The 12,586-nt window shown below is 55.3% G+C and carries 12 protein-coding genes; 6 read left to right on the top strand and 6 right to left on the bottom strand.

The window, feature by feature from the left end; all coding sequences use genetic code 11:
* Positions 1–32: 32 nt before the first annotated feature.
* Positions 33–842, bottom strand: a complete 810-nt coding sequence (gene recX, locus GT3570_RS02230) for a recombination regulator RecX (RefSeq protein WP_062898376.1) — start codon at positions 840–842, stop codon at positions 33–35.
* Positions 843–935: 93 nt separating this feature from the next.
* Between recX and GT3570_RS02225 the strand changes: the two genes are divergently transcribed.
* From GT3570_RS02225 to GT3570_RS02215, 4 genes are all read left to right on the top strand, one after another.
* Positions 936–1,853 carry a TIGR01777 family oxidoreductase gene (locus GT3570_RS02225; protein ID WP_014194913.1) on the top strand — a complete coding sequence of 306 codons (918 nt, stop codon included), beginning with the start codon at positions 936–938 and terminating at the stop codon, positions 1,851–1,853.
* Positions 1,854–2,097: 244 nt separating this feature from the next.
* Complete coding sequence (locus tag GT3570_RS02220) at positions 2,098–2,652, top strand: GNAT family N-acetyltransferase (protein WP_011229954.1); 555 nt, start codon at positions 2,098–2,100, stop codon at positions 2,650–2,652.
* A gap of 130 nt (positions 2,653–2,782) precedes the next feature.
* Complete coding sequence (locus GT3570_RS17675) at positions 2,783–2,911, top strand: YfhE family protein (RefSeq protein ID WP_011229953.1); 129 nt, start codon at positions 2,783–2,785, stop codon at positions 2,909–2,911.
* 89 nt (positions 2,912–3,000) lie between these two features.
* Complete coding sequence (locus GT3570_RS02215) at positions 3,001–3,186, top strand: YfhD family protein (protein ID WP_011229952.1); 186 nt, start codon at positions 3,001–3,003, stop codon at positions 3,184–3,186.
* Positions 3,187–3,295: 109 nt separating this feature from the next.
* Here GT3570_RS02215 and GT3570_RS02210 read toward each other — a convergent pair whose 3' ends face one another.
* Positions 3,296–4,126, bottom strand: coding sequence for a glycosyltransferase family 8 protein (locus GT3570_RS02210; RefSeq protein WP_011229951.1), 831 nt, complete (start codon positions 4,124–4,126; stop codon positions 3,296–3,298).
* 484 nt (positions 4,127–4,610) lie between these two features.
* Between GT3570_RS02210 and GT3570_RS02205 the strand changes: the two genes are divergently transcribed.
* Positions 4,611–5,795: a CaiB/BaiF CoA transferase family protein gene (locus tag GT3570_RS02205; RefSeq protein WP_062898375.1), complete on the top strand. Its 1,185-nt coding sequence runs from the start codon at positions 4,611–4,613 to the stop codon at positions 5,793–5,795.
* Between the two features lie 109 nt (positions 5,796–5,904).
* Positions 5,905–7,104: an acyl-CoA dehydrogenase family protein gene (locus GT3570_RS02200; RefSeq protein ID WP_023633705.1), complete on the top strand. Its 1,200-nt coding sequence runs from the start codon at positions 5,905–5,907 to the stop codon at positions 7,102–7,104.
* Positions 7,105–7,188: 84 nt separating this feature from the next.
* Here GT3570_RS02200 and GT3570_RS02195 read toward each other — a convergent pair whose 3' ends face one another.
* The 4 genes from GT3570_RS02195 to GT3570_RS02180 form a co-directional block, all read right to left on the bottom strand.
* Positions 7,189–7,506, bottom strand: a complete 318-nt coding sequence (locus GT3570_RS02195; protein WP_011229948.1) for a DUF3870 domain-containing protein — start codon at positions 7,504–7,506, stop codon at positions 7,189–7,191.
* A gap of 151 nt (positions 7,507–7,657) precedes the next feature.
* Positions 7,658–10,270 carry a DUF2309 domain-containing protein gene (locus GT3570_RS02190; protein WP_062898374.1) on the bottom strand — a complete coding sequence of 871 codons (2,613 nt, stop codon included), beginning with the start codon at positions 10,268–10,270 and terminating at the stop codon, positions 7,658–7,660.
* On the bottom strand, positions 10,263–11,768 hold the full coding sequence (locus tag GT3570_RS02185) for an NADH dehydrogenase subunit 5 (protein ID WP_023633706.1): 1,506 nt from the start codon (positions 11,766–11,768) through the stop codon (positions 10,263–10,265). Before GT3570_RS02185 ends, GT3570_RS02190 begins: the two co-directional genes overlap by 8 nt.
* 333 nt (positions 11,769–12,101) lie before the next feature.
* On the bottom strand, positions 12,102–12,470 hold the full coding sequence (locus GT3570_RS02180; RefSeq protein WP_011229945.1) for a Na-translocating system protein MpsC family protein: 369 nt from the start codon (positions 12,468–12,470) through the stop codon (positions 12,102–12,104).
* Between the last annotated feature and the right edge of the window lie 116 nt (positions 12,471–12,586).

The raw sequence follows: 12,586 nt of genomic DNA, 5'->3' as shown, positions 1-12,586 counted from the left end.
TATCCCATTTTTTCAAATCCTTTCATTCGAGATCACTCGTCATTACCGTGCATGCGCAGCCATTCATTGATCAAGTCAAGTGCGAATCCTTTTCGGTACAGGGCTTGGCGCATCTTTTGCTCATAAAGCGGCCGCGGGTGGTGCGCATAACGGCGGTGCGCTTTCTCCGCCTGAACACTGAGCGCCTCCCGTTCTTCTTGTTCAGTATGAGTGCCGCCATCCGCCAAAACGGCGGCAATCACCTCATGCGGAAATCCTTTGCGCATCAGCTGCTGCCGCACCCGTTCCAAAAACGCGCGAGCCGATTCAGCCCGGCGCTGTTTTTTCGCTTTTTCGTAAAGCGAGCGGGCGATGGCCATCTGTTCATCCAACGTATACTCCGCCAAACTCTGCTCGATCAAGCGGTCGGGAACGCCGAGCCGTTCCAGTTCGGCGCGCACAAGAAGCGGCCCTTTCGCCGCCGTCTTTTTTTGCGTGCGCACATAAGCGGCGGCAAACGCCTCGTCATCGACATACCGCTCGGCGCGAAGTTTTTTGAGCACTTCATCAATCACCGAATCCGGAGCGCCTTTTTTTCGCAAGTGTGCGGCGACCTCATGCTCCGAACGCATCCGGTGCGCCAAAAAGTAAAGCGCCTGTTGATACGCCTTTTTCACCTCATCGGCATACACAATATGTTGAAGCAGGTCGTCGCTGATCTCCATCCCTTTTTTCAAGCGGAATTGAAGCAATACATCTTGATCAACTGTCAATCTCAACGATGGTGCGCCGTCACGGTGCACGACAATCCAAAATCGTTCAGCATTTTGTTCGGTTGCGGCAATGTCGGCAATCGTTCCCATTGTTTGTCCCCCTTATCTTTTATCGTATCATAAGCAGGAACTTCTGACACCAAAAGCGAAGTCATAAAATAAACCAATGGAAGGGGAATCAAGATGCGCATCGCCATCAACGGCGGCACTGGGCTGATCGGCCAGGCGCTCGCCCGCCATTTTTCCAAACAAGGACATGAGATCTACATTTTCACCCGCTCTCCCAAACCTTCCGAAGGCAACATTCATTACCTTTCCTTCGACAACCACCGAAAGCCTGAAGCTGTCGATGTCGCCATTAATTTAGCCGGGGAGCCGCTCAATCGAAAACGTTGGACGGCGAAGCAAAAAGAGATCATCCTTGACAGCCGCCTTCGCGCCACCGAAGCGATGGGCCGCTGCATCGATTCACTGTCCCGCCCCCCGTCGTTGTTTATCAACGCCAGCGCCATCGGCATTTACGGCACTTCGGACTCCGCAACATTTACCGAGCAAACGACCGATTACGGCGGCGACTTTCTAGCCCAGACCGTCCAAGCATGGGAAGCATCGGCCCGTCCGATTGAGCAGCTTGGCATCCGCACCGTCTACGCTCGCTTTGGCGTCGTGTTTGCCCGACATGGCGGCGCCTTGCCGATGATGATCAAGCCGTATCTGCTGTTTGTCGGCGGCCCAATCGGCAGCGGACGGCAATGGCTGTCGTGGATTCATCTTGAAGACGTCGTGCGCGCGGTCTCGTACATCATCGAACACGAGGAATTGTCCGGCCCCATCAATTTCACCGCGCCCCATCCAGTACAAATGGAAGAATTTGGACTGACCGCCGCCCGGCTTCTTCACCGCCCGCATTGGCTTCCGGTTCCCGCTTGGGCGCTTCGCCTTCTCCTTGGCGAAATGAGCATGCTTGTCACCGAAGGGCAACGCGTCATTCCAGAGAAGCTATTGCAAGACGGCTTCCGCTTTTCGTTTCCAACGTTGGAAGGCTGTCTCACCGATTTGCTTTTGCCCCATGACCGACAAAAAATATCCAAAAAAAATTAACAAAAAAACAATTCCCTTTTTTCCTCCGATCGTGTATGATAAAGGAGACCTTAGGCTAGTTGTCGTCATAATCGCATACGGACAGGAACAAGGGGAAGGCAAATGGTGCGTCACCAGCGCTCGCGCTGGTCCTAGTGGGTTCGATTCCCACCCCGAAATTTTTTTAATGAAGTTTTAATAAAAAAATTTCGAGGGTGGGTTCCCGCTGGGAGGCTGCCCTCGGCATCCAAAGGAGGGATTGGCCATGTTGAAAAAACGCGAGCTGCAAGACTGCCATGCGCTGTACGAGCTGATGGTGCATCCGGACGTCTTCCCTTTCGTGCGCCAAAAAGCCAGCTCGTACGAAGAGTTTTTATTCATGACAAAACAGCTCATGGAGGCGGAAGAACGCGGCGAATTGATTTCGCGCACGATTTTAGACGAATGGGGAAACCCGATCGGCACAATCAGCCTCTTTGATATCCAAGATGGCGCCGGCTTTTTAGGCACGTGGCTCGGCAAGCCGTATCACGGGCTCGGTTACAATCGGCGCGCCAAAGAAGCGTTTTTCCATGAGCTGTTTTATGAGCTGTCGATCGAGACCGTGTTTTTGCGCATTCGCAAAGTCAACGTCCGCTCGATCAAAGCGGCGGAAAAACTGCCGTACGTCACGCCGGCCAATGAAACGCGGCGGGCGTTGCTCGAGCAAATCGGCGCGGATGTATACAATTTGTACGAAATTACAAAAGACAACTACACGCTCTATACAATGCGCCATCCTTCCTTTGCCCACAATGAAGAACAGCGCAAAGAGGCATAAGCCGCGCAAGAGCGCATCTGATGCAAAAAGAGGCTGTCCAAACGGACATCCTCTTTTTTACGCATAAAAACGGCTGGTTTTGCGCAAAATGGAACTAAAGGAATATTGATGCAAAGCGAGGGAACAAGCGATGGCGGAAAAACGAAAACGCGAAAAATCGAAGCATACGCTGACAAGCGCCCAAGAAGTAAGCTATGCCCGGGATTTTAAAATGGCGGACCAAGCGGGCGGCTATACGGCCAAAAAGGCGCGCCACTAGAAACGATTGCTATTTATACGCTGGCGCCGTCCATGCCATCCTAATGATTGAATCGTACGATTCACACTTTTGGATAGGGGGCATGGATGATGGGCCGTTCTCGCGGACAACGGACGCGCGACAAAAACAAGGCGACTTTGCCGCAAGTGCCGAAACAGCTGAAATCTGACGGCATCGATGTGGAATACTCGGCAGAATTTGCCGACCATGAAGACCTTGAAGCACAGGCGCGCGCTGCGGCAGCCGGCATCCGCCGGCAAGAGCGCAAACAGTAATCGAACATGGCGCCCGCTTTGATGGGGCGCCTTTTTCCTGTGAACCGCTTCCACTTCGCTTTGCTTGGAGTGAGAGACTTTCTTTGTGAAACGCGTCTCTCAAGCCGCGCTACACCGTCGCCTCGCCCTCGAGCTCCAACACTTGGCTGTACCGTTTGTAAAACCGCCCCAACTCCCCTTTGTAATTGTCTTTCCACGGTTTTTCCTTGCCGCAATAATGGATAAAAACGGTGTTTTCCTCAATCCAAGCTAAATCGTGTTTCGGGTTGGGCAAAAGCTGCAAAAAGTCATAATAGCGCGCGTCGTAGTTGTAGCGGTAGCAGTCGACCGGTTTAATTTTGTCCCAGTACAACCCATTTAACACGTCTTGGTCAGGAAGAACAAGCTTGAACCGGTTGTCGCGAATGAACTGGTAAATGTCCGCAAGCCGAACGTGTTCGCGCATCATCGCAATGTTCATCATCATCACACCCGTGTTGAAATACCCTTTCGCGTTCGGCGTTTTTAACCGCAACTTGTTGAACAAGTTTGCCACCTTCGTCGAATGGGTATGCTCAGCCGCAATGAACAAGTTCCCTTCGAAATCCATGTCATACAGCTCATCCATCGGGTTGATCGCCACAATATCCGGATCAAGGTACAAGACACGGTCGACGTCTGGCGGCAAAAACAAATGCGCCGCCAGACGGTAATACATCTCCACCGTATAGTGGCGGAAAACAGGCGCATCATGAAACAGTTGCGGATCAACGTAAATCGGCACGAGCTCATGCCCCTGCCGGCGAACAAACTCGCCAAGCGCCTGAATCTCTTCCTCGGCAATGCGCGAGTAAAGCAAGTAAAACGTAAACGGGCGCCGGTTGTTGCAAAACAGCGAATGCATCAAGACTCTCAGCGGCGGAAGATAATTGGCGTCTGTCGTCACTAACACATGGAACACGCACCATCACTTCCTTTTTTGCGTCATCGATTCCCCTTTCTCTACAATTATATAGAAATTTAGGTGAATGTTGCGCTCTTTTCATGCCAAATTGTCCGACCGCGCGATCGATTTCTTTTCATTCATTTGTATCGAAGAGCTATTCACGCGGCTACGTGCATCTTCTCCTCGCCAGCCGGCTTTCGCTGGCGAATTTCTTGTTCGACTATTTACAATTATCAAACAAATCACTATAATAAACGTATAAGCCGTCTCCTGCCAGCTTGGCCGCTTGTGCAGACCGGACGGCCCCTGCCATCTGTCCGATAGCCCCGTTGCCTGACAGGCAGCGTTGGCAGCTTTTATGCATCGACCACAAAAAGAACTGTACGGCCTGACGGCATCTCCGCGCCGGAATGCCTTCTCAGTCCGTTCAAGCCGGTTCCTATCTTGCACGCTGTATAGGAACCGGCTTTTTGCATGTAAACAGAAAGGAGGGAAATCGATGCCAGGAGCGCTCGATGGCGTGCGCGTGCTCGACTTGTCGCGCGTGTTGGCTGGTCCGTATGCGACGATGATTTTAGGCGATTTAGGCGCTGATGTCATCAAAGTCGAAGCGCCCGGGGGGTCGGATGACACCCGGTTTTGGGGGCCGCCGTTCCAAAACGGCATGAGCGCTTACTATACCGCCGTCAATCGAAACAAACGAAGCATCACCGTCAATTTAAAATCGGCAGAAGGACAAGAGACGATTCGCCGCCTCGCCGAAACAGCTGATGTCCTCATTCACAATTTTAAGACCGGAACGATGGAACAGTGGGAACTTGGCTATGAATCGTTGTCACGCCTCAACCCACGTCTCATCTACTGCTCCATCACCGGGTTTGGCGAGACAGGACCACTCGCTCCATTAGCCGGCTACGACTATATCATTCAGGCAATGAGCGGCTGGATGAGCATTAACGGCACTGCGGACACCGGCCCGCTCAAAGTCGGCGTCGCCGTCACGGATGTGTTCACCGGCCTGTATGCCGCCATCGCGATCGAAGCGGCGCTTTTGGCCCGCGAGAAAACGGGGCGCGGGCAAAAAATTGATCTCGCACTGTTTGACTGCGCCGTGAGTGCGCTTGTCAATGTCGCCGCCAATTATTTGTTATCCGGCGACGTCCCGAAGCCGCTCGGCAATGAACACCCGAACATCGTGCCATACTCAACGTACATGGCAAGCGACGGTCCGATCGTCATCGCCGTCGGCAATGACCGACAATTTCAAGCGCTTTGCTCGTTGTTGTCCGATCACTCGCTTGGAACCGATCCGCGCTTTCAAACCAATCCCGGCCGAGTCGCCCATCGCGAAGAGCTAAACCGGCGGCTGAACGAGGAAATCAAGCGGCGGACGCGGGCCGAGTGGCAGCGCCTTCTCGCCGAGAAAGGCATTCCATGCGGACCGGTGCAGACGCTCGATGAACTGTTCCGCCATCCGCAAACGGCGGCGCGCGAGATGACAGTCACGGTGCACCATCCAATCGTCGGTCCGTTAACGCTTGTCGCCAGCCCACTGAAACTGTCTGACACGGCGGTGTCTTATCGGCTGCCGCCCCCGCTGGCCGGCGAGCATAACCGCGAGGTCGAAGCTGGATGGCAAGGCAAACCGGCCGCTGAAAACGGTCCGCACGACAAAAGCCAATGAATAAACCGTTGTTCTCCTCAACCGCTTCAGCGCCCGCTGAAACAAGGGAAACGAACGTTGACACGAAAAAACCATGAAAAACAAACAGTTGCATAGGGGGATGGAAACGATGATGAACTTCGACTTTACACCCGAACAGGAAATGCTGCGGCAAACGGTGCGCAAATTCGTCGATAAAGAAATTATGCCTTATATCAAAGAATGGGATGAGCGGGGCGAATTTGACCGCAACATTTTCAAGCGGCTCGCTGAGCTCAATTTAATGGGCGTCTGCATTCCCGAAGAATATGGCGGCATGGGCATGGATTACAACTCGCTTGCCATCGTCTGCGAAGAGCTCGAACGCGGCGATACGGCGTTTCGCACCGCCGTATCGGTTCACACCGGGCTGAACAGTTTGACGCTCCTTCAGTGGGGAACTGAAGAACAAAAGCAAAAATATCTCGTCCCACAAGCGCGCGGGGAAAAAATCGGCGCATTCGGCCTGACCGAACCGAATGCCGGCTCAGACGTCGCTTCCATCCAGACGACAGCCGTCCGCGACGGAGATGACTACATTTTAAACGGACAAAAAACATGGATTTCCCTCGCTGACATCGCTGACCATTTTCTCGTATTCGCCTATACGGACAAATCGAAAAAGCACCGCGGCATTTCCGCCTTTATCGTCGAACGGACGATGCCCGGCTTTTCGTCGCGCCCGATTAAAGGGAAACTTGGCATCCGCTCTGGCAATACGGGCGAGCTGTTTTTTGACAACGTCCGCGTCCCGAAAGAAAACTTGCTCGGGGAAGAAGGCGAAGGATTCAAAATCGCCATGTCAGCGCTTGACAACGGCCGCTTCACCGTCGCCGCCGGCGCGGTCGGCCTCATTATGGCATGTCTTGAGGCGAGCGTGAAATACTGCCACGAACGAAAAACATTCGGCAAAGAAATCGGCCGCCATCAGCTCGTCCAGCAAATGATCGCCCGCATGGAAGCTGGTTTGCAAATCAGCCGCCTGCTCGTTTACAAAGTCGGCTTTCTCAAAAACGAAGGCCGGCGTTGCACGAGAGAAACATCGCTCGCCAAATGGATCGCCTGCGACTACGCGAACCAGGCGGCCGACGATGCCGTGCAAATCCATGGCGCCTACGGCTATTCGAACGAATACCCGGTCGAGCGCTACTTGCGCAACTCGAAAGCGCCGGTCATTTACGAAGGAACACGGGAAATTCATACGATCATGCAGGCCGAATATGTGCTCGGTTACCGCCAAGACAAACCGCTGCGCAAAACGCTGCCGGCATGGCGGCCGGCTGAAAACTGAATCACCAACGAAATCATGGGCGGCCAAGCCGCTGACCCGCACCAAAACGCCGCTGACCCCCATCAACCGATGAGGGGCAGCGGCTTATGGCTCTTTCTCCTCCATTTTGCAATATTGTTTGTACAAATCTTTTAGCGCCGCGCACAGAGCAGAATGGGCTTTCCCTAAATACCCTTCGTCAAGCTCGGCGAGCAGACCGTCGATGCCATCGCGCAGCGAATGGCCGCGAAGCAGGCGGGCCACGTAATCGCGCCCATGTTCAGTAGCCAGTGTGCATGATGCCTCCACGATCACCCCGTATTTTTTATCAATTTCCGCTGTGATCGTCAGCGTATCGTAAAGGCTTTTCGCCGCCATTCCGGCCGGCAGCCGCGCATGACCGGCGATAAACTGCGTTTTCATCCGCTTTCCCTCTTTCCTCGTCTTTCCTGTTGCTGTTATACCAGCTGCTATCTTATTTCGCGGCGTGCATCCATTTTCCCTGCCTCATTTGGCAGTCAACGAAAAAAAGCCGCCGGCCAGACAAACCCGGCAAGCGGCATATCGTTGCTTTTTAGCGCTGCTGTACCGACGCAAGACGGCCTGCCTCCCAGTTCACCCACGCCCCGCTGTCTGGGTCAATCGAGGCGAGACGGAGCCAGCCGTTTTGGACTTTGCGCCGAAATTCGCTGTTTTCATCGAGCAACCGCTCGATATAGGAAAACGGCGCTTCAATGATGACGAGCAACCGAAGCGGAGAGTGGAACCACTCACGGTCAGATGCGGCGACGGACTGCCACGGCAAGCCGGCTAGCAAGTCGCTTCCGTTCCCTTGCATGACGCCGATGCCGCCGGTCACCGTCTGGGTCGTTTTGTCGCCGCTTCCATAGTAATTCGGTGCCACTGTCGAAGCATAATATTGCAAGTTGATCCACTGCCCAACCGTGGCCGGCCCAGCGATGATGCCGGCCAGCGCCTCACCGGTCGGATCTTCGCGCCAATCGTAGCTGTGCAAAAACACCCGGCCGTCTAAATGAACGCCCTTTGTCAACGCCCGCCGCCCAATCAGGAAAGCGGCGTTCCCCGCCAATCCCCACTCCGGACGAATTTCACTCCAGTCGACGGCGCGGCGTCGGGCTTCGGCAACCGGATCGCGCGGCATGGCGCCGACATGCGGCAGCTTCGCCATCCGCTCAGCATTGGCTTGGCGGCTGACGCCGGCAAGCGCCTGTTTCAGCTGTCGAAACGCCGCCTCAGCCGCTTCGGACAACGGCGGCACTTCCACCCAACGCAACTCGTCAACGGTCGTGATATGTTCAGCGGCGACGAACACTGTCTCATCCGGGATGACGATTCCCTCTTTCGCCAATCCATCCCGCACGTGCGGCAAGTTGGCCAACGCGGCGAATACGCGGGCGTTGAACGCCCCAGCCGCGCCGCCGCACGCCCCGCAATCGAGCGCGGACGCATACGGGTTATTTGTCGTCTCGCTCTCATGGCCGCAGACGACGACAAGCGGGGCAAATGAGGACGTCAGGCCGATGTTCACGAGAAGCTGTTTTACGTATTGCACTTGCTCTTCTTTTGTCAACCCGATCGGCAGCCCAGTCGTTTCGTCATGCCCTTGGCAATCAAGCGACAGCGTCGTCTTCGGTTTTTGTTGCGCCGACATTTCCGCCTGATGAATGGCTTGCCCGGCCCAAGCCGGCGCTGCGCTGCGGGCGATCGTATGCAAACCAAGCCACGGGCCGCTCATTTCCGGAAGCAGCAAACCAGCCAGCAGATGCTGCTTGATTTTTTTAAACGTCCGGCCGACAAAGCGGAACAGATCGCGCCGCCGGCGGTACGGCGCCGCCGTTTCGGGAGAAGCGGTTTCGTTGATTTCATGCCGCGGCGCCACAATCGCCGGGCAAGACGGATGGGCGTCATCGCTGTCAAGCACGCGCGTTTGGATCGGCAAGCCGAAAAAGCCAGCGCAGCCGTACGTTTCAAACGGGCCGACCGCCTCTACATGACGGCGGAACGGCTCGGAGCGCACATCAATGCAAAACAATAGCTGCGCTGCCGCCTGCTCTTTTGGCTCCTCAGGTTGACGGGTGAGAACCGCTTCTTTCAGCTTCGCTTCATACGTATCTTCCCACGCCTCAAGCCAAAGATGGCGGCGGCCAATTCGCCAGAACCGATCGGCGAACACCAGACGAGCTTGGCGGTCTTCGAGCGGAAGGCGCCGCCAGTCGTCCAGCGTCATGCCGCCCCAGTGGATCCAGGCGGCCAACAGCGGCCCAACCGCACGATCGTCTTCGTTTTCTTCCTCCTTCAGCGGCAGATGGGGCGCTGTGAACACCCACTCCAGCGACAAACGAACGGCCAAGTAGTTGATCAGCCCGCCGATTTCGTCACCTGCACGGCGCGATTGCCAGACCATCATCCCCGCCCAGCCGGGCAGAGCTAATAAATGCGCTTCTAAATAGGCCACGGCTTCCTCATCCTGCACCCCGAGCTGCTCAAGCGCCCGTTGCAGCGCCTCCTCTGGATGGTGAGGCCAATCGAAAAGCCGTTTCCGCTCCTCCTTGGACAAGGACGGATCAAGAGGCGCCAAACGACGCCAAGACCCGTAAAAGCCGTGTTCACGATGCGGCAGCGCCCACACCGCCTCTCCCCGATCGTAAAACAGCTTGCACCATTTGATCATTTGTTGATCCAACCGCTTTTCCAAACCAAGGCGCACAGACCGCGTGCGGATGGAAACAGAGCGCAGCGGCATAGCGGCGGCCAACTCGATCAGTTTCGGCATCTGAAGCGCTTCTTCGGGCACCGCATCGTTCCAAAGGAGGGCGCGGCATAGCCGTTCCGCTTCATGGCGCGGCGCAGGAAGCGGCTCGTCATCCAACCATCGTTGCAGACGCCGCTCGATGAAGGAAACGTCAATCTCCCCTTTGGATAGCGCCGCATGAAAAACGGCCATTGGCGGATACAAGTCGATGCCGTAAGCTTCTTGCAGTCGGTCAGCCGCGTCGACAAACGACTTGTTTTCCATCCCCATCCACGGATGGCGGGCGATAAACGCGGAAATCGGCCAAAGCGGAGCGATCACCTTCGCCGCTTCGCTGACGATCGCCTCGAGCGGACAAGCGGCTGCTTTTTTTGCCTCCGTTGACCGTTCAAGTGATATGACGCTTCTACTCATGAGCCATCCCCTCCTTTAGATAGGACGCCAAATAACGCGGGTGTGCTTCGGTCGCCGCCGGACGCGGTTCACCAAGGTGAACAAGCCACATGTACAGCTGAATGGCAAGCATGGAACTGCGCCGGTTCGCGATCCATACAGCAACCAGCGCCGCGGCAACAAACAGAGCGCAGACAAGCCATTCGAACGAAGCGGGCGGCAGAAACGCGGACGGCATCCCGTTATGAAGCAGCGCCATAAATTGATGGCGCACCGTTTCGGACGCCAACGCCAAAGCAACGACAACCGCAAAGCCCAGCCAACGGCCTTCGCGAAAATCCGTAAGCCGTCCCCAGGCAACCGTTGCCGAGGCCGCAAGCAAAAGCGCGCTCAACAACCGGGCCGGTTCGTGCGGAGCCGCCTGCCAAAAGCCCCACCCAAACAGCACGCCGAGGATGATGCCGCCCGGCCACGAACTGCCTGTTTTTCGCAATCCTGCCCGACCGACTGGCGGCACGACGGACCCGGACTGCAAAAAGAGCGTCGCTTTAAACAACCCGTGCAACACTAAATGCACTACTGCGGCCCCGTAAGCGCCCAGGGCGCATTGCACAAGCATGACGCCCATTTGCGCCATCGTCGAACCGACGAGCTGGCGCTTATAGTCAACATGAACAAAGCTAACGCCCGTGCCAATCAAAATCGAGGCAAAAGCGATCAGAAACAGCGCCACATGCGCCCACGTTTCGTTAAAGAGCGGAGAAAAGCGCCAAAGCAAGAGCCCCCCAGCGTTGACAAGACCGGCATGCATCACCGCTGACACCGGCGTCGGCGTCACGGCTGATTCCATTAGCCAGCGATGAAACGGCCATTGCCCAGCTGGAATGACGGCAGCCAACATGAGCAATCCGCTCATCACCGCCCTTTCCCATAGAGCGAGACGAGCTAAACGTTCCGCCGACAACGCCGAGACGAGCGTCCATTCACCGACTCTCGCCCCAAGCCAAACAGCGGTGAGGGCCACAGCAATCCAACTTGCCAAAAACAGCATGCCCATCTGCCAGGCAACGAACTGAGCCGGCTCCCATTCTTTTTTCAACGCGGTCAACGCCACAAGCCCCACAAGCGGCAGCCCCCAGCACACTGCGATCAACCGCAAGTCGCCGGCCGCCCACGTGAGCGAAGCGGCAAATGACGTCCATGTCAAGAGCGAGAAATACAGCCGATAGCGGCGGTCGCCGTGCAAATAGCGAACCGCAAACCGTTGAATCGCCCAGCTGAGAAGCGAAATATAAACGGCGGACAGCCAGCTCGTCGCATCAAACCGCCACGGGCCGATGTCGACCGCGCCGCCGGCGCCGATCCATCCGAATAGCGCCGCCGTCCCCGGCAACAGCAACAGCCAAACGTGCACATGCACATATCGTTCCGACACGCGCGGAAACAGCCACACGATCGCACTTAGGAAAACGACCGCAATCGCCGCCAGCCATCCCCATGCGAACCATTCGTTCCCCATTGCCATCTCCTCCCCTCATCTGCTTGCACATCGTTCGAGAGAAAAAAGAAAAAACCGGCTATGTCAATCAGGCAAAACGGCCGAAAAAGGCCGTTCCATTGCCTATCGATTGCCCATAGCCGGTTTACCTTCAACCAATCATCGCTCGATTGTTTGAAGATCTCCCGTTCGTTGTCGCGCGGCAGGCGACGGTCGGTTTCCCTTCAACGAACCTAAGCCCACGTAGGTTTTTTGAAGGGCTCCCGACAGCATCGTCCACTATTTTATTCTATACTTACTATACAAAAGTTGTTTCAATTATACAATAACTTTGTTGATTTGTCATGGAAAAATTTATTTTGTCAACTGTTTCTCCAAATCGTTGAACAGCTTAAAGACAATAATCCGCTCACCCGTTCGGGTGCTTAAATCGGTATGAAAGCTTTTTACTTTTTCACCCGTGATTTCCAAAATCATCTTCTTCAAATCATCGACGCCCGATTCCACCAAACTCGTCCGCGACCGTTTCACCGCCAGCATCCCTTCCTTCGATTCACAAAGAGCGTACTCAGCAGGTGTCAAGATGCCATGCAGGGAAACGATAATCATATCACGCAAAATATCGGTTTTCACCGACACCGAGCCGCGGCCGAGAAAATCTTTTTCCCATTTCGTCAACGCTTTGCTGATTTCCGATTCCATCCAACCTTTTGACTTGTTCATGCCCTGATCCCCCTAACCAACCCGCGGCTTCCCGCCGCCATCCGCCACGTTGCACTGATAAACATTATTATAGCCGTAATTGGTGGATAGCGCTAGAGCAAAATGGGCAAGGCGCC

The sequence above is a fragment of the Geobacillus thermoleovorans genome (assembly GCF_001610955.1).
In the GTDB taxonomy this organism is placed as follows: Bacteria; Bacillota; Bacilli; order Bacillales; family Anoxybacillaceae; genus Geobacillus; species Geobacillus thermoleovorans.
This window is presented reverse-complemented; position numbering and strand designations above follow the sequence as displayed.